We start from the raw sequence: 16,561 nt of genomic DNA on the forward strand, positions 1-16,561 counted from the left end.
TGTGCGAGGAGGGACCGCGAATGGAGTTACCGGTGTCGGTTCCGAGCCCAACGGCGCCGAAGCTCGCGGCCACCGCGGCCGCGGTCCCGCCGCTCGATCCCGCGGGAACGCGATCGAGCGCGTAGGGGTTTCGCGTGTGACCGGGCACGATCGAGCCGAGGGTCTCGTAGGGTGAGAAAGCGAACTCGGCCATGTTCGATTTGGCCAGCACGATGGCTCCGGCCTCGCGGACTCGCCGGACCTGAAAGGCGTCGTCGGGAGGCACGGAGCCTTGGAGCGCGAGCGAGCCAGCAGTGGTGGGAAGATCGTGGGTATCGAAGTTGTCCTTCACGATCATGGGCACGCAATGCAGGGGGCGGGTGATCCCGTCGCGGGCGAAATCACGATCGAGCTCGTCGGCGCGATCGAGCGCTCGCGGATTCACCGTCACGATGGCGTTGAGCGCAGGGCCTTTCTTGTCGTAAGCCTCGATCCGATCGAGGTATTTCTGAACGAGCTCGCGGCAGGTGAAACGGCCGGACTCCAGGCCGGAATGGATTCCCGCGATGGTGAGCTCTTCCGTCCGGTACAGTTCCTGCGACGAGAGGGTGACGGCTGAGCCGAGAGCCACCCACGTGAGAACGAGTCGTGTCCTCATGGAGCCCCATTATCGCCGAAAAACGTCCGGGTTGACCTCAAACCCGCGCGGGGATATAAATGGCACGTCATGTTCGATGGCTCCCGTTCGGCCGTGCCGTGCCGCTGGTGGTGGTGCGGCTGAGCGGGGAGCCCTTCCCTTCGTACTGAAGCGAAGAAAGAGGCAGCCCTGTTGGAGGTTGCCTCTTTTCTCTTGCGAGGCCGCCTCCGAGCTCGATAATCGAGAGGACTCGAAGGCGGATCGATGTTCAGGATCAGCGCCAAGTCGCGTGTGAGTGCGCTTCCCGCCGCACGTGCCCGGGGACCTCTTGAGTTCTTTCGCGAGGTCCGAGGTGACGGCGGCGCGCTCATGGAGAGCGCCGCCTTCGGGAGCCCCGGAGGGACCCGGAGCCTGGTCGTTCCCCAGGGGGTCATCCGGCTCGAGCTCCGTGGCTCGGAGGCTACCTACCGTGCACTTTCTCCGATGGCGGAATCGCTCCTCGACGCCCTGGGCGATGGGCGCGCTCGGGAGAGGGGTTCGCTGAGAATGACGTTCCCCACGGGCCCGGGGAGCCCGGCTTCGCCGGACGAGGAGCGGCTCAAAGCGCCGTCGGTTCTCGACTCGGTGCGGTTTCTCGCGGGTCTCGTCGAAGACGATCCGCCGGGGCTCGCCATTCCCGCTGGGATTTACGGAGCCTTCTCTTACGAGCTCGTCGACTGCTGGGAGGATCTCCCAAAACGTCCGCCGGATCCCTGGCACGAGCCCGACGTCAACGTCGTGCTGGCGCTCGACACGGTGCTCTTCGATCATGCGAGCGGCGAGGTCCGGATCGTCACGCGCGCCACTGGCCCCTCGGAACAGGCTGCGGCCGATGAGCGGCATCGACGCTACGAGAAAGCACTCTTGAAACGAGGGGGTTCGCGCTCATCCTGTCGAAGAGCCACGACAACGAAGGGAGCCGAAGCCGACGTCTCGGACGAGACGTTCCTCGCGTCGGTGGAGAAGTTTCTCCGGCACATCGCCCGCGGCGACATTTTCCAGGGCGTTCTCTCCCGAGGGCTCACCATGAGGAGCCGAGCCGAGACGCTCGACGTCTATGAGGTCCTCCGGGAGACGAACCCTTCGCCCTACATGTTCCACGTGGACCTCGGAGACGGCGCGCTTCTCGGGGCTTCTCCCGAGACCTGTCTCAAGTTGACCGGGCGATCGCTCGAGATTCGCCCGATCGCGGGGACGGCACCCCGCGGCTTCGACGACGAGGGAACGATTGACGAAGAACTGGACACGCGGCTCGCCATCGGGCTCCTGCTCGACCGCAAAGAGCAGGCGGAGCATGCGATGCTGGTCGACCTCGCCCGAAACGACGTCGCCCGCGTCTCGGTCCCGGGGACGAGGCGGGTCGCCGCGCCGTTCACCGTCGAGAAGTACAGCCACGTTCAGCACCTGGTGAGCGGCGTCGAGGGTCAACTTCGCCCGGATCTCGACGCTCTTCACGCCTATCGCGCCGCGGCGAACATGGGGACTCTGACCGGGGCTCCCAAGCTCCGCGCGATGGAGCTCATTCGGGAGACCGAGCCTTATGCCCGGGGCTTCTACGGCGGCGCGGTCGGCTACCTGCTTCAGGACGGAACCTTCGACAGCTGCATCGCGATCCGCTCGCTGCGCTATGGGCGGGGACGCTATTACACGCGGACCGGCGCCGGCATCGTCGCCGACAGTCTGCCCGAGCGCGAGCTCCGGGAGACCGAGCACAAAGCCCGCGCGGTCCGCAACGCTGTGGCCGCCGCCGAGAGGGCCGCGTGAACGGCCGCGTTCTCGTGCTCGACAATCGCGACAGTTTCGTGTTCAACCTCGTCGACGAGTTCCGGTCGCGAGGGGCTCGGGTCGAGACGCTCCGGACGAGCCTGTCGCTCGAGGAGCTCGAAAGTCATCTCGTGAAGATGGCACCCCATCTCGTCGTGCTCTCGCCCGGCCCCGGCCGACCCGAAGACGCCGGCATCATGCTGAGATGGCTCGAGACCGATCCCACGGTTCCCGTTCTCGGAATCTGTCTCGGACACCAGGCTCTCGCGGTGGCCGCGGGTGGGACGGTGGACCCCGCCCCCGCGCCGGTCCACGGCCGAAGCGAGCGCATCGTGGTCTCCGCGGACGAGCCCTTGTTCGAGCTCTTGGCCCCCTCGTTTCATGCCGCCCGTTACCATAGCCTCGTGGTTTCCCGCGTTCCGGATTCCATGAAGGTCATCGCCACCACGGCGGACGGGAATCTCGTGATGGCCCTCCGGCACCGCGAGCGGTGTCGCGTCGGTCTGCAATTCCACCCCGAATCGATCCTGACACCCTCGGGTCGTCAGATCCTGTGGCGGTTTCTCGACGAAGCTCTTCTTGAAGGAGGGGAGCGATGATACCGGATCTGATCGAAAAACTACTCGGAGGCGATGCCGCGGAGCCGAAAGCGCTCGAGGAGGCGCTTCATCGAATCATGGTGGGCGAGGTGCCGCAGCCCCTTACGGCCGGGCTCCTGGTCGCTTTGCGGGTTCGCGAGCCCGACGCGGCGACCCTTGCCGCCTGTGCCCGCGCCATGAGAGCACACCGCATCGCGGTTCAGACCGAGGTGCGGCCCCTCATCGATACCTGCGGAACCGGGGGCGACCGGGCGGCCACATTCAATATCTCCACCGCGGCGGCTCTCGTCGTTTCCGCCGCGGGAGGGGCGGTGGCCAAGCACGGGAATCGGAGCGTCTCCTCGAAAGCGGGAAGCGCGGACGTGCTCGAGGCGAGCGGGGCGGCTCTCTCGCTCGGACCCAAGGAAGCGTCGATGTGTCTCGACGCGACCGGTTTTGCGTTTCTCTTTGCACCGGTTTTCCACCCGGCGATGGCCAACGTCGCGCCGGTGAGAAAGGCACTCGGCATCCGAACCTTATTCAACCTTCTGGGTCCGCTCGCAAACCCGGCGCTCGCCCAACGACAGCTCCTGGGCGTTTATGACCCGGCCATGACTAGAGTGATGGCGGAGGCCCTCATGGAACTGGGGACGGAAAGCGCGCTCGTAATCCATTGCGAGGGGCTCGACGAAATCGGCCTCCATGGAGTGACCGAGGGCCATTTCGTCAACGATGGGAAGGTGGAGCGATTCACGCTCGAGCCCGACAAGCTCGGCTTGAAGAAGGTGCCCATCGACGCGCTCCGCGGTGGCGACGCTCCGGTCAACGCCGAGATCCTGAGTCGCGTCCTGGGAGGGGAGGAGGGCCCGCGCGCCGACGTCGTAGCGCTCAATGCCGCGGCCGCTCTCGGCGTGGCCGGGCTCAGCCGCGACCTCACCGAGGGTCTCGAGGTCGCGCGCGACGTCTTGAGAAGCGGAGGCGCGGCGAGAGTGCTTACCCGCTATGTCGAAACGAGCCGACGGCTGGCCACCGAAGAGGGGCGGCACTGAAAATGGGAGTGCTCGACGATCTCGTCGCGCGAGCGAGCGCGCGCGCGCAGCGGCTGCGACCTCCGGAGCACCGTGTGATGCCGCCCGGTGAGCCGCTCGCGAGCGCCCTGCGCGGCAAGGAGGAGCTCTCGGTGATCGCCGAGTTCAAACGGGCGAGTCCGAGCGAAGGGGAGATCGCCGCGCGGAACCTGGAGGAACAGGTGGCGCTCTACGAGGACGCCGGGGCGGCAGCGGTGAGCGTTCTGACCGAGCCCTCACGCTTCAACGGCAGCTACGAGGATCTCGCTCGAGCCGCCCGCGCGGTTTCCATCCCGATTCTGATGAAAGACTTCGTCGTGGATCCCGTTCAGGTGGGCCACGCGGCCTCGCTCGGGGCCAGCGGGGTGCTGCTCATCGTACGCTGCCTTTCGAAAGCACAGCTGCGGGAGCTCGTTCTTGCTTCGAAAGAAAGCGGCCTCACGGCGCTGGTGGAATGCCATGACGAAGCCGAGGTCGAGCTCGCCATTTCCCTGGACGGCGTCGTCATCGGCGTGAACAACCGCAACCTCGACACCCTCGACGTCGACACCGGCGTCGCCCCCAGGCTTCTCGCGCGCGTTCCGCCCGACCGGATCACGGTGGCGGAAAGCGGCTATGCGACGGAGAGGGACGTGCGTAATCTGCACGGTCTCGCCGACGCGGTTCTCGTCGGCACCGCTCTCATGAAACACCGCGCCCCCCAAGATCTCATCGAGGCCATGCGCCGATGACGCCGCTGGTGAAGATCTGTGGCCTGAGATGCGTCGAAGACGCGAAGCTCGCCGTCAGCCTCGGAGCGACCCACGTCGGCGCAGTGCGTGCGCCCTCGTCGCCTCGCCGCGCGAGCCTAGGGGAAGCTCGGGCAATCTTCGACGCGGTCTCGGGGACGGCCGAGAGAGTCCTCGTCTTCAAGGACGTGCCCCTCGCGGTCCTCGTCGACGAGGCACGAACGACCCGAGCCGACGCCGTTCAGCTGTACGACCATGACGACGAGGTCGTCCGCACCCTCGAGTCGGAGGGTCTCCGTGTCTACCGCGTCTACCGCGTCGACCCGCGCTTCACCGCTCTACCCGAGATCGCTCCCGAGCCGAGCGACGAGAGACCCGCGGTTCTCGATGTGGGGGGCGGGGGATCGGGCCGAGCGTTCGATTGGGGACTGCTGGGAGAGCGGGCGCCGCGCGCGACGTTCATCGCCGGCGGTATTGGACCGAGAAACGTCAGGGAGCTCATGACCCGAAAGCCCTACGGCATCGACCTCGCGACCGGTGTCGAGAGCGCTCCGGGCGTGAAGGACGAGGTCAAGCTGCGTGAGTTCTTCGAGGAGGTCTCTCGATGAGCACCGAGGTCAGGCCCAAAGTGGGGGCCTTCGGGGAATATGGAGGTCGCTACGTTCCCGAGCTTCTCGTGCCCGCGCTCGACGAGCTCGAGCGCGCTCGCAGGGAAATCGTTCCTAGCCGCGCTTTCCAGAGCGAGCTTTCGCGGCTTCTCGCCGACTGGGTGGGTCGGCCCACTCCCTTGATGGAAGCCCCCGCGTTCTCCGAGGCCTGCGGGCTCGAGGTCGTGATGAAGCGTGAAGAGCTCTTGCACGGAGGTGCCCACAAGACGAACAACGTGGCCGGCCAAGCGCTGCTGACGAGATACATGGGGAAAAAACGCGTCATTGCCGAGACGGGTGCGGGTCAGCACGGCTGCGCCACGGCGATGGCCGCGGCCCGTCTGGGGCTCGAGGCGGTCGTTTACATGGGCGAAAAGGACATCGAGCGGCAGGCGCCGAACGTGAAACGCATGGAGCTCTGCGGCGCCTCGGTAGTCTCCGTGAGAACGGGCTCTCGGACACTGAAAGACGCCATCAACGAAGCGCTTCGCGACTGGACGCAGAACCTGGAGACGACGCACTACCTGCTGGGCACGGTCTGCGGACCCCATCCGTTTCCGAAACTCGTGCGCGACTTCCAGGCGATCATCGGGAGGGAGGCCAGGGGGCAGTGGCGGAAACGCTACCGGAATCTTCCCGATGCCGTCGTCGCCTGCGTCGGGGGCGGAAGCAATGCGATGGGAATCTTTCACGCTTTCGTACGCGACGAAGGCGTCCAGCTGATTGGCGTCGAGCCGGGAGGGCGCGGTATCGAAACGCGCGAGCACGGTGCGACGCTCGTCGCCGGACGGCCGGGGCTTCTCCACGGAGCGCGTACGAGCGTGCTCCAGGACGACGAAGGGCAAATCCTCGAAGCACACAGCGTTTCCGCGGGACTCGACTACCCGGGGGTGGGTCCCGAGCACGCTTACCTGCGCGACATCGGGCGGGCGCGCTATGTCGCCGTGACCGATGAGGAAGCACTCGATGCGTTCGAGCGGCTCTCCGAGCTCGAGGGTATCATCCCCGCGTTCGAGCCCGCCCACGCGCTCGCCTTCCTGTTGAAGGCGGTTCGCGAGAACGAGCTTCGCGCGGGCGCACACGTCTTGATGAACCTCTGCGGCCGCGGTGACAAGGATCTGGAAACGTATTTCCGCTTCCATGCGGGAAGGCGCGGGGACTCGTGACTCGCTCCCGCGTCAAGCGCCTGTTGAAGACCTCGCCAAGGGTAAGCCCCTTTCTCGTAATCGGCGATCCGACCCCGCAGCTCTCGGTCGAGCTCGCACGGGCCGCGGTCGGGGCGGGCGCCGATATGATCGAGCTCGGCTTTCCCTACAGCGATCCCGTGGCCGATGGACCGGCGATTCAGGCCGCCGCCGGCCGCTCTTTGGCCGGGGGAACGTCCACAACCCAGGCGATCGCTCTTCTCGGCCGGGTGCACGACGCCGTCCCGGAAACGCCGCTCAATCTTCTCGTGTACGGGAACCTCGTTCACGCCCGAGGCTTCGATCGTTTCTGCGAAGAAGTCGCCCTGGCCGGCGCATCCACGCTCCTCGTTCCCGATATTCCGCTCGAGGAGAGCGCCGTGCTGAAGCGCGCCTGTCGCAAGGCGGGTCTCGGACACGTGCAACTCGTAGGGCCCTTGACATCGAGGGAACGACTCGCGCGGATCGATCGGTTCGCCGATAGCTTCGTCTATCTCGTCGCCCACCAGGGTGTCACCGGTGTTCGTTCCGGAGGATTCGACGCCGTGGAGATGCTGGTGGCGCGAGTGGCGAATGCGGTGTCGAATCCCCTGTGTCTCGGCTTCGGCTTGTCGAAACGAGAACAGATCGAAAGGGCGTTTCGCGCCGGGGCGCGTCTCGCCGTGGTGGGAAGTCATTTGGCCAATGTGATCGGCGCCGTCTGGGCCGACGACCAACCGGGGCGCGACCGGATGGTCGTGGAAGCCTTCTCCGAGGCTCTAAGGACGCTCACGACGCCGGAAACAGGAAGGAAAGAAGAACATGCTGGTCATCATGCGTAAGGGCAGCACGAAAGAACAGTGTGATGCCGTGGAAGACGCCATTCGGCGGATGGGCTTCACGCCTCTTCCCGTCCCGGGCGAGAACCGCACGGCGATCTGCATTACCGGGAACCGCGGACCGGTGGAGGCCGCCTTCTTGAACCAGCTGCCGGGTGTTCTCGAGTGCATTCCCGTCACCAAGCCTTACAAGCTCGTGAGCCGCGAGGTCCATCCCGAGGACACGATCGTCGACGTCTCGGGCGTTCGCATCGGGAGCGGCGCCACCACTCTCATCGCCGGGCCTTGCAGCGTAGAGACGGAGTCGCGCACGCTCGAAGTCGCCCGGCGCGTCCAGGCTTCAGGAGCTCAAATCTTTCGCGCGGGAGCCTACAAACCGCGCACGAGTCCGTACGCGTTTCAAGGCCTGGGAGAAGAAGGGCTTCTCACCCTGAAGCTGGTTCGCGACGAGCTGGGTCTTCCGGTGGTGAGCGAGGTCATGGACACCTCACTCGCCGAGAAAGTGGCCGAGCACGTGGACATGCTCCAAGTTGGTGCGCGCAACATGCAGAATTTCTCGCTCCTCAAGAAGCTGGGTGAGTTGAAGAGACCGGTGCTCTTGAAGCGAGGCATCTCGGCCACGCTCGAAGAATGGCTGATGGCGGCAGAATACTTGCTGGCCCAGGGGAACCCTCACGTCGTCCTCTGCGAGCGTGGGGTCAGGACGTTCAACAACCATTCGCGCAACACGCTCGATCTGAACGTCGTCCCCCTGGCGCGCATGATGACGCACCTTCCCGTCATCGTAGACCCCTCACACGGTGTGGGTCGGCGCGAGAGAGTGCGGCACCTGGCGCGAGCGGCCCTCGCGGCGGGCGCGCACGGATTGATGATGGAAGTGCATACGCACCCGGATACGGCCTACTCGGACGCCCAGCAAACCATCGACGTCGAGACGTTCGAGGGTATCGTGGAAGACGCGGCGGTATTGAGGCAGCTCGAGCCCTTGTTCGGTCGGTAATCAACCGAGAGCAAAGCTCATTACGCCTCTTCCCACGAGCGCGCCATTCACGGTGGCGGTGACACTGAGACTTCCGAAACGGGCCCGCATCCTCCGCACGATGGCCTCGACGCGCACGACGGAGCCCAGCGCCACCCGCATCGGAAACTCGGCTTCATCGATGGCGCGGAAGTAAATCGGCTTTCCGCGATTCCGCTCCTCGTAGAGTGCCAGGATGGCGCCGACTTGAGCCATCGCTTCGGCGAGCACACTCACGGGCAGGTGCGCCGGCGGGGTCCAGGAGGCGAGGTAGCGAAGCGTCTCGTCGACGTCGAGCTCTCCCACGATCCGTTTCCCTTCCTCGATCTCGGTCACGCGATCCACGAAAAGAAAAGGGTGACGGTGAGGCAGGATGGCCTCGATCTGTTCTCGGTCGAGTATGGCGGCCATCGCTAGGACTTGAGCTCAGGCAAATATAGCACGGACGGGCCAACGCAATCGGAACTGGCTACGGCACAACAAGTTAGATGGGTATAACGTCCCCGCGTTCGGTGCCGATAAATAGTAGTGGAAGAATGTCCAAACGCGGAAGACCCGAGAACGAGCTCATGGTGGAGCGTCTCGCCAGCGTGACCCACGAACTGCGGACCCCGCTCAACGGGATACTCGGTCTGTCCCAACTCCTTCTGCAGATGAAGCCCACTCCGGAGCAGCGCGAATACCTCGAAATGATCCGGGGCTCGGGCGTGACGCTCCTGACGGTGCTCAACGACATCCTCGACTACTCACGGATCCACGGCGTGGGGCTTCGATTGGATTCGGAGCCCTTTCACATCAGGCGCTGGATGCGACAGTGTGTCAAGACGCTGGCACCGCAGGCTCACGGCAAGGGACTCGAGCTCGCCTACTGGGTCGAGCCCGAAGTCCCGGGGGTCATCGTGGCCGACGCGATCCGCCTGCAGCAGGTGCTGGTGAACTTGATCGTGAACGCCATCAAATATACCAACGAGGGAGAGGTCGTCGTCGAAGCGAGCCGGCTCGAAAGAAACGGAGACCGGACGTGGCTTCACTTTTGCGTTCGCGACACAGGTATCGGCATCCCGCGTTCGCGACACCAGTCGATCTTCGAGCCGTTTGCCCAGGCGAGCTCGCGAACGAGCGAGAGCTCCGGCCTCGGATTGGGGCTCGCCATTTCGTCCGAGATCATGCACCACATGGGGGGCGTCATTCGGGTCGAGAGCGAGCCGGGAGCGGGAAGCCGGTTCCACGTCGAGGTTCCCGTTCGGGTCTCGAGCGACGTCGACGAAGAAGAGCGAAACGCCGTCTCCCTCGACGGGATCCGTGCGCTTTTGATTGACGATAGTGAGGTTACCCGTGTCCTGCTCGAGAGGCAGCTCCGGCTGTGGGGTGTCGAAGTGACGGCGACGGGGCATGCGGAAGCCGCGCTCGCCGCCCTCTCGTTGGACAGCTACTCGTTCTTCCTCATCGACTCCCAGATGCCGGGAGTCGATGTCTTCGCCCTTGCCGAGGAAATTCAGGGACGGAGGGCCCTTCCCGGGGTACTCATGACCTCGGCGCCAGAGCACATCGAGCGGGAAATCCTCCGGTCCATCGGCATCGTCGGCCAGCTGTCCAAGCCGGTCGCACCGTCACAGCTTCTCCGAGCGATCGAGATCATTCGCCGAGGCCAGCCGGTCCAGAAGACCGAGGAGGTTCCACCCTCCGCCCTGGACCCCCTGCCGCTTCAGGGGCTGAGGGTACTCGTTGCCGAGGACGATCCGGTAACCCGATTACTCACGGTGCGGACGCTCGAAAAAAACGGCGCCGACGCCGTGGCGGTCACGAACGGAGCGGAAGCTCTTCGCATGACATGGGACGACGGTTTCGACGCCGCAGTTCTCGACCTCGAGATGCCCGAGCTGGGCGGGCTTGCCGCCGCGCGCCGAATTCGCCTCCGGGAACGGGCGTCGGGCCAACACCTTACCCTGGTTGCCACGACCGCTCACGGGAGGCGGGAGGACAGGAACCGGTGTCGGGCCGCGGGTATAGACGGATTCCTTTCCAAACCCTTCGAGGAGATGGATCTCGTCCGGGCGGTCCAGACAGAAACCAGGGGTGAGATCTTCGATCGCGCCGCCGCGCTGAAGCGAGCGCAGGGAGACGCGTCTCTACTTTCGGAGCTCGTCGGCGGCTTCTTGACGGATTTTCCCCAAGACCTGGCAATCCTGGCATCGGAGATGGACCGGCAACAGTTCTCCAGAATCGAGCGGCTGTCCCATCGACTCAAGGGGTCCCTCCTGACGCTTGCCGCCGAGCGGGCAGCCCGTGAAGCGCTCGACCTCGAGACGAGTGCCCGGGGGGAGGATGCCGAGCGATGTCGTGTCGCCTTCGACCGGCTCCGGGCCGAGCTGCACCGGCTCGAAGCCGAGCTGCGGTCTTTGAGTGACTGTCCTCCCCATCTCGGGATCGGGACTCGATAGAATGGGACTCCCGAGAACGAGCCGTGAGTGAAGGGCCGATGGAGGTCCCACAGGGGCGGCCAACAGGGAGAGACCCGTGGAGCAATTGACGGCAAAGGATGTCATGACCAGCAACGTGGTAACCATTCGTGATGATGCCCCCTTGTCGGAGCTGGTTTCGCTTCTGTCCGAGCACATGATCACCGGGGCGCCCGTGGTCGACTCGTCCGGTAAGCTGGTGGGAGTCGTCTCGGCAACCGATGTCGCCCGGGAGGGTGCGAGGCGCCGGAGCGGAATCCGGCGAGAGGTCCCCCCAGATTTCTACGTGGGCAGCGCGGAGTTCCAGGGCGAGGACATGCGCGCGTACCTGGTAGAGGAAGAGAGCGATCAACTCGTGCGTGACATCATGACTTCGGTGATCTTTTCGGTGCCCCAGAATGCCTCGGTCGCGGAGATGGCGGACACGATGATCGGAGGCCGAGTCCATCGCCTGATCGTCACCGAAGGGAGTCGGGTCGTGGGAATCGTGACGACCTTGGACATTCTCCGAGGCCTTCGCGACTCCCTCCGAGGAATCTGACGCTCGGAGGCGCTATCCCCAGACGTCTTCGAGAAGCCTGAGCGCGTTGGCTCCCAGGACTTTGTCGATCTGCTCGTCGGTATAGTCGTGCTTCACCAGCCAGCGTACGATGTTGTGGGACGCCTCGGTGGGGTTCTCGATCCCCTCGACGTACTCCACTTCTTCATAGCCAGGGCTCTTGCCGCCGCTTCCCCGTGTCGCGTCGCGGATGGAAAGGCTAGATTGATAAGCGTGATGCAGCCCCACGTGGTCCCCGTAGAGGGTGTCGGGGCCGAAGGCGACGGAGTCGATCCCGACGAGGTCCTTCACGTACTCGAAGTGCTCCATATAGGACTCGATGCTGTGACGTGGATGCGTGGGAGTGAGAGTAGTGTGAGGGGCGGCCTCGATGCCGATGACGCCGCCCTTGTCGGCGCACGCCTTGAGCACGTCGTCCGGAGCCATGCGGTTCGTGTTCCACAGCGCGCGGGCACCGATGTGAGAGAGCACGATGGGCTTCCGACTCGCCTCGATGACGTTGCGAGTCGTCTCGTCTCCGCAGTGAGAACAGTCGATGAGCATGCCCACCTGGTTCATCCGCTCCACCACCCGCCGCCCGAACGACGTGAGGCCTCCATCTCGCTCTTCCTTCAGGCCCGAGCCGAGACCGTTCGATTCACTGTAAGTGATGCCCATCGCCCGTACACCGAAACCATAGAGGATCTCGACGCGGTCGAGCTCGTTCTCGATCGGGGCCGCCCCCTCGACGGAGGCGACCCAGGCGATGCGCCCTTCGCGATGGGCAGTGAGGATATCGTCGACGCATCGGCAATGGATCAGAAAATCCTGGTGGGCGAGGTCGCAAAGCCTCATCCCCAGGTCGTGTAGCACCTCGGTCCACTTCCAGCCTCGCTTGGACTCGATCTGGCAGATGCCATCCATCATGTTGTCGAACACACAGTCCCAGCTCGATCGTGAAAGCCCCTCGAAGGCCGTTGCCATGCGGCCTTCTCGAATGAGGTCGGGCGTATCCGACACCGGATCGGGGAAAAGGCCGAGGTGGTCGTGAAGCGAGATCATCACCGTCTCGCGAGCGAGGGTCCTCGCCCGGTCCGCCTGGGCGGGCGTCAGCGCCACCTCGAATGGCGCGACGCGGTCGCGCTCGGAGGCGAGGTGGAACTTCCGGTAATCCACCCCCTCTCGAAGATATTGAAACGACTGATAACCCGAATAGGTTTTTCCCGTCCCCATGGAAACCTCACTTGCCGCTGATCGTCGTGGCCGCCATATCCTCGATGAAATTCGCGATGGCGGCGTGGTCCAGTTCGCCTCGTCTTGTATTGACCAAGGCGCCCAACATCTGCTGGACGAGCGCCGTGACCGGAAGAGGAGCTCCTGCGTCTTTCCCGGTGAGAAGGGCGTTGTTCAGGTCCTTGTGGTGGAGACGAATCCGGAACCCGGGCTCGAAATTCCCTTCGATCATCATGGGTCCCTTCGCCTCCAGCACCTTGCTTCCCGCCAGTCCGCCGCGGATAGCGTCCAGCACGACCTTCGGATCGAGTCCGACTTTCCGCGCCAGCACGAGGGCTTCCGAGAGGGCCTCGATGTTCCCCGCCACCACAATCTGATTCGCCAGCTTCGTGGCGTTCCCCGCCCCGTAGCCTCCGCAGAGCACATGGCTCTTTCCAAGCGTGGCGAACAGCGGCGCGGCGCGGTCGAAGACGTCTCGTTTTCCTCCGACCATGATCGCAAGCTCGCCCGCGATCGCACCGGGCTCTCCGCCGCTGACGGGCGCGTCGAGGAAGTCGACTCCCCGGCTTTCGCAGGCCTGGGCAATCGTGCGGGACATCGCGGGCGCGATCGAGCTCATGTCGATGACGACGGCTCCCGGCGACACCTCCTCGATGACTCCGTCATTTCCCAGGATGACTTCTTCAGAGTCCGCCGTGTCGGGAAGCATCGTAATAATGGCGTCCGAGCCCATCGCACAAGCCGCGGCGGAGTCTTTTGTTCTGGCACCTTCGCGAGCGAGCTCTTCGACGGGCGAGCGCGACCGGTTGTGCACGGTCAACTCGAACCCGGCCCGGATCAGGTTTCTCGCCATGGGCTTTCCCATGATCCCGAGACCGATGAAGCCAACGCTGCGGATTTCTGCCACGAGGGTTCCTCCTCTCGCAGGAATTATATGGGGGCTGTCGGGCCCGTTACGAGCGGACACACGCCCTGCGAAGAACCACTCTCCTGCAGGGCGGAAGTCGAAAGGAAGAGAAGGCGAACCGAAGTTACTTGCGCATCAACAGTCGAGAAAAACCCGAGCAACCCTCGGTCCACTCTCGACTGTCCTTACCAAACCGGGCGCATCAAACCACGCCGGTCAGCCGACAAGCTCTTACCGAATTACGACGGAGGCGTACCCCGCTCGCTTGTCATCGCCCGGACGGCGCTCACTAGAGCTCCGAACTCCACCACCTCGCCGTGTACCGGGAGGATACGGTCGACCGCGAGACTGCGCCGCTCGATGTTCTGCAGCAGGTTGGCCGCGAACGGTTGATAGTCCCGCCCCGGGCTGAACGCATCGGCTTCGATGAGGAGCCGCTGCCGCGGGAGATAGGCCATCAGCAGCGTATCGGCATGGGGGTTATCGGCGATGTGATACAACTGCACCGTCATCGTCTCGTCTTCGTAAGTCCTCTCGTCCTCGACCGTCTCGAGCGTCAGCTCTTTCTGATTTCGCGCGAGAGCATCCGGGTCGATCGTGCTCGGCCGTCTCGCTAGCTCCTCGTAGAAGGACGCGTTCGCCGCGTGCGCCACGACGGTGAGCCCTTCCGAGATGGCGGCTCGAACGCCGCCGGAATGATCGAAGTGGTGGTGCGAGCTCACGACGTGCGTCACGGGCTTGTCGGGAACGAGCTCCCGAGCCTTGGCGATTACGGCCAGCGTCCGGACTTCGTTCGGGGCCTCGAAGAGCATCAGGTGGTCACTGAACTCGAAGAGCACGCTGTGGTGCGACTGTCCGGCGAGGAGCCAGACGCCGTCGGCCACTTCCTCGGCCGTCACGGTGGCGGGTGGCGGGCCGGTGATCGGCTGTGCGGATCGTGCCGCTTCGGGCGCAGCGAGATCGCCCACGTCTCCATCCACACGCGAAGACGTCAGGCGCAGATCGATGACCTGATGATCGTCAACCGAAACGCTCAGGCCCGTCGGCAGCCTCAGGCCATCCACCTCTTCGTAGTCCGCGAAGCTCGTCTCGTAAGTTACGTCACGGAGGTTCGGGTGGCTTGCCTGAGACGTCACCCGGCTCGGAAGCTTGGTGGTCTCGTCGATCGCGAGCGTGGCCTCGAAGCCGCCGGCGGTGGTGATGTCCACCAAGCTCTCTCCGTTCGCGCTGCGGACGTTCGTCACGGTAGCGGTCGGATCGAGAGCCGCGCGAACGATCGTCAGCGGATGGTGGAAATAGGCCGCACGCCGGTCGCTCGCCGTAGCATTCGGCGCTCGCGTCACATTCCCGTCTGCTCCCACGTCGTAGGCGACGTCCCCGTCGATGCCGAAGACCTGCTTCATCGGGTCCCGGCCCCGAAAATAATCGAAGTTGGGCGTTCGGGTCTGCTCGACGCGCATACGAACCGTGGTGAGGTCGGCCGCTTGCCGGTAGTCGCTTATCCCGAAGCTCTGCGACGTCGCCTCGGGCGTCATGTCCTGGCCCAGGTTGCCCATCACTCCCTCGCCTTCGATCGCAAGCGTCGTGGCGGCTTCGATCCTCTCGCGGCCGCCGAGCGCCGCCGAAACATCCTCGAGAATCTGCTGTTCGGGAGTGGGTTGAGCGCAGGCTGCAAATGCCGTGAGGGCAAACATCACGAGCCATGCTCTAGGTTTCATCGTCGCTCCTCCCAGGCCTCGAAAGGAGACCCAAAGTCGGAAGCATACCAGTTCACTCTGGCGAGGGAAAACCCAGCAAAACATCGAAGCGAGATCGCTCCTGAGCGCTGGACTAGTGTCCGCCGAGTGGGTGCCGGATTCAGTAGACGAAAAGGAGGTACGTACAGAAGAAGAGTGCTTCGTCGTAGCGTTCTTCTTGGTCCAGCACACCCGTTTGGCGTCCCCAAAAGAGAACGAATGGCGGACACGGTTGGTACTCCGAATCAACGAAGTCGGATAGGTTCACGATCATTTGATTCCACCCGTGGCGAAGAAAGAGTGCCTTGCGCAACTCTCGTTCGCTGGTCCATCGAGCTATGGCAGCAACGATCCCGCGCACTTCAGCTCGGGCATGCTCGTCGTCCAGACGGTCGTCACGCCAAGCGGCCTGAACCGCCTCGGCTTCGCTCCGAAACGACTCATAAGCGACTCGCTCCGATTGCGAGAGTACCGTTCCGAAGCCGAGACAAAAGTCGCTCTTCGCGCGTGCTGCCCAGAACCCGATGTCCGCTTCCAGCCCGAGCCAGAGAGTCGCGAGGCGAAAGAGGACCGCGAGCCACGTCAAGGCGACGCGACCGAAAGCCGGGCCGAGGCGACACATGTCCCGCGCGTCGCAGGAGAGAAACGCTGCCCACGCCTCTCGCATCGATTGAGAATACCACCCGGTTTGACTGCGTTGGGTCGAGAAAGCACCGTGGAATGGGCTCGAAACGGTCAACGACGCGAGCGCTGAGGTCATGGTTACGGAGCTCGTCTAACTGCGCGGCTCGCTGTTTCGGACGGTCGAGGTCGAGCTGTTGACAACGCGGGGGGGGCGAGTCGAATCCTTGCTGCTCGCGGCGCTTCGCCGTTATCTCGCATGGCGTCGGGCGTGGATGCTGTCCGAGGGCATCAGCCCTTGGCTCCTCTGGCATCGAACGGTTCGACGCTCGACCATGACCACGTGGTGGCAGCAGCTCGGGCATCGAAAGCCCGACACGACGCTGAGGTATTACGCGGATTGGATGCCGCGACAGGGCGAGCGCTTCGCGAATCTCTTGGACGAGGGCGTGGCGGGGATTTGGAACCAAGCTGGAACCAAATCCCCGCAAAATGGCGCGCCCGGTAGGACTCGAACCTACGGCCTACAGATTCGAAGTCCCGGACGAGGACTAGCCGCAACCTGTTGAAAACGCCACTAATTCACTCAATGAGATGTGTTTGCTCCC

General features: G+C 64.3%; 16 protein-coding genes. 10 read left to right on the forward strand and 6 right to left on the reverse strand.

Annotation, left to right across the window (positions count from 1 at the left end; all coding sequences use genetic code 11):
- On the reverse strand, nucleotides 1-637 hold a 637-nt coding region (locus VEK15_06580), incomplete at its 3' end, for an amidase (protein HXV60343.1).
- A 243-nt stretch (nucleotides 638-880) separates the two neighbouring features.
- Between VEK15_06580 and VEK15_06585 the strand changes: the two genes are divergently transcribed.
- The 8 genes from VEK15_06585 to aroF are packed head-to-tail and all read left to right on the forward strand — an operon-like array spanning nucleotide 881 to nucleotide 8,441.
- A complete protein-coding gene (locus VEK15_06585) occupies nucleotides 881-2,419 on the forward strand; it encodes a chorismate-binding protein (protein ID HXV60344.1) in 1,539 nt (512 codons plus the stop codon).
- Nucleotides 2,416-3,018 (forward strand): aminodeoxychorismate/anthranilate synthase component II, encoded by a 603-nt coding sequence (locus tag VEK15_06590; GenBank protein ID HXV60345.1) that lies wholly within the window; start codon nucleotides 2,416-2,418, stop codon nucleotides 3,016-3,018. The genes VEK15_06585 and VEK15_06590 overlap by 4 nt, the downstream gene beginning before the upstream one ends.
- Nucleotides 3,015-4,046, forward strand: coding sequence for an anthranilate phosphoribosyltransferase (gene trpD, locus VEK15_06595; protein HXV60346.1), 1,032 nt, complete (start codon nucleotides 3,015-3,017; stop codon nucleotides 4,044-4,046). The genes VEK15_06590 and trpD overlap by 4 nt, the downstream gene beginning before the upstream one ends.
- 2 nt (nucleotides 4,047-4,048) lie before the next feature.
- Entirely contained in the window at nucleotides 4,049-4,795 is a 747-nt protein-coding gene (locus VEK15_06600; GenBank protein ID HXV60347.1) for an indole-3-glycerol-phosphate synthase, read from the forward strand.
- On the forward strand, nucleotides 4,792-5,400 hold the full coding sequence (locus VEK15_06605; protein ID HXV60348.1) for a phosphoribosylanthranilate isomerase: 609 nt from the start codon (nucleotides 4,792-4,794) through the stop codon (nucleotides 5,398-5,400). The genes VEK15_06600 and VEK15_06605 overlap by 4 nt, the downstream gene beginning before the upstream one ends.
- On the forward strand, nucleotides 5,397-6,605 hold the full coding sequence (gene trpB, locus VEK15_06610; GenBank protein HXV60349.1) for a tryptophan synthase subunit beta: 1,209 nt from the start codon (nucleotides 5,397-5,399) through the stop codon (nucleotides 6,603-6,605). Before VEK15_06605 ends, trpB begins: the two co-directional genes overlap by 4 nt.
- The gene (trpA, locus tag VEK15_06615) at nucleotides 6,602-7,444 is read left to right on the forward strand and encodes a tryptophan synthase subunit alpha (protein ID HXV60350.1); all 843 of its coding nucleotides are present in this window, start codon (nucleotides 6,602-6,604) and stop codon (nucleotides 7,442-7,444) included. Before trpB ends, trpA begins: the two co-directional genes overlap by 4 nt.
- On the forward strand, nucleotides 7,425-8,441 hold the full coding sequence (gene aroF / locus VEK15_06620; GenBank protein HXV60351.1) for a 3-deoxy-7-phosphoheptulonate synthase: 1,017 nt from the start codon (nucleotides 7,425-7,427) through the stop codon (nucleotides 8,439-8,441). Before trpA ends, aroF begins: the two co-directional genes overlap by 20 nt.
- Here the strand turns inward: aroF and VEK15_06625 are convergent, their stop codons facing one another.
- Nucleotides 8,442-8,870 (reverse strand): 3-hydroxyacyl-[acyl-carrier-protein] dehydratase FabZ, encoded by a 429-nt coding sequence (locus VEK15_06625; protein HXV60352.1) that lies wholly within the window; start codon nucleotides 8,868-8,870, stop codon nucleotides 8,442-8,444.
- Nucleotides 8,871-8,995: 125 nt separating this feature from the next.
- Between VEK15_06625 and VEK15_06630 the strand changes: the two genes are divergently transcribed.
- Both VEK15_06630 and VEK15_06635 read left to right on the forward strand, forming a co-directional pair.
- Complete coding sequence (locus tag VEK15_06630; protein HXV60353.1) at nucleotides 8,996-10,900, forward strand: response regulator; 1,905 nt, start codon at nucleotides 8,996-8,998, stop codon at nucleotides 10,898-10,900.
- A gap of 76 nt (nucleotides 10,901-10,976) precedes the next feature.
- On the forward strand, nucleotides 10,977-11,459 hold the full coding sequence (locus VEK15_06635; protein HXV60354.1) for a CBS domain-containing protein: 483 nt from the start codon (nucleotides 10,977-10,979) through the stop codon (nucleotides 11,457-11,459).
- A gap of 12 nt (nucleotides 11,460-11,471) precedes the next feature.
- Here the strand turns inward: VEK15_06635 and VEK15_06640 are convergent, their stop codons facing one another.
- The 4 genes from VEK15_06640 to VEK15_06655 form a co-directional block, all read right to left on the reverse strand.
- Nucleotides 11,472-12,689, reverse strand: coding sequence for a membrane dipeptidase (locus tag VEK15_06640; protein ID HXV60355.1), 1,218 nt, complete (start codon nucleotides 12,687-12,689; stop codon nucleotides 11,472-11,474).
- A gap of 7 nt (nucleotides 12,690-12,696) precedes the next feature.
- Nucleotides 12,697-13,587 carry a 2-hydroxy-3-oxopropionate reductase gene (locus VEK15_06645; protein ID HXV60356.1) on the reverse strand — a complete coding sequence of 297 codons (891 nt, stop codon included), beginning with the start codon at nucleotides 13,585-13,587 and terminating at the stop codon, nucleotides 12,697-12,699.
- Nucleotides 13,588-13,835: 248 nt separating this feature from the next.
- Nucleotides 13,836-15,314, reverse strand: a complete 1,479-nt coding sequence (locus VEK15_06650) for an MBL fold metallo-hydrolase (GenBank protein HXV60357.1) — start codon at nucleotides 15,312-15,314, stop codon at nucleotides 13,836-13,838.
- A gap of 139 nt (nucleotides 15,315-15,453) precedes the next feature.
- Nucleotides 15,454-15,999: a hypothetical protein gene (locus tag VEK15_06655; GenBank protein HXV60358.1), complete on the reverse strand. Its 546-nt coding sequence runs from the start codon at nucleotides 15,997-15,999 to the stop codon at nucleotides 15,454-15,456.
- Nucleotides 16,000-16,561: the final 562 nt, after the last annotated feature.

It is taken from the genome of Vicinamibacteria bacterium, assembly GCA_035620555.1.
Lineage (GTDB): Bacteria > Acidobacteriota > Vicinamibacteria > Marinacidobacterales > SMYC01 > DASPGQ01.

Excerpts from the sequence above, each read along its gene's own strand:
- VEK15_06605 (HXV60348.1), top strand. The coding sequence starts at position 4,792 with ATGACGCCGCTGGTGAAGATCTGTGGCCTGAGATGCGTCGAAGACGCG.
- VEK15_06625 (HXV60352.1), bottom strand. The coding sequence starts at position 8,870 with ATGGCCGCCATACTCGACCGAGAACAGATCGAGGCCATCCTGCCTCAC.
- VEK15_06585 (HXV60344.1), top strand. The coding sequence starts at position 881 with ATGTTCAGGATCAGCGCCAAGTCGCGTGTGAGTGCGCTTCCCGCCGCA.
- trpD (HXV60346.1), top strand. The coding sequence starts at position 3,015 with ATGATACCGGATCTGATCGAAAAACTACTCGGAGGCGATGCCGCGGAG.
- VEK15_06640 (HXV60355.1), bottom strand. The coding sequence starts at position 12,689 with ATGGGGACGGGAAAAACCTATTCGGGTTATCAGTCGTTTCAATATCTT.
- aroF (HXV60351.1), top strand. The coding sequence starts at position 7,425 with ATGCTGGTCATCATGCGTAAGGGCAGCACGAAAGAACAGTGTGATGCC.
- VEK15_06650 (HXV60357.1), bottom strand. The coding sequence starts at position 15,314 with ATGAAACCTAGAGCATGGCTCGTGATGTTTGCCCTCACGGCATTTGCA.
- VEK15_06655 (HXV60358.1), bottom strand. The coding sequence starts at position 15,999 with ATGCGAGAGGCGTGGGCAGCGTTTCTCTCCTGCGACGCGCGGGACATG.
- VEK15_06600 (HXV60347.1), top strand. The coding sequence starts at position 4,049 with ATGGGAGTGCTCGACGATCTCGTCGCGCGAGCGAGCGCGCGCGCGCAG.
- VEK15_06630 (HXV60353.1), top strand. The coding sequence starts at position 8,996 with ATGTCCAAACGCGGAAGACCCGAGAACGAGCTCATGGTGGAGCGTCTC.
- trpB (HXV60349.1), top strand. The coding sequence starts at position 5,397 with ATGAGCACCGAGGTCAGGCCCAAAGTGGGGGCCTTCGGGGAATATGGA.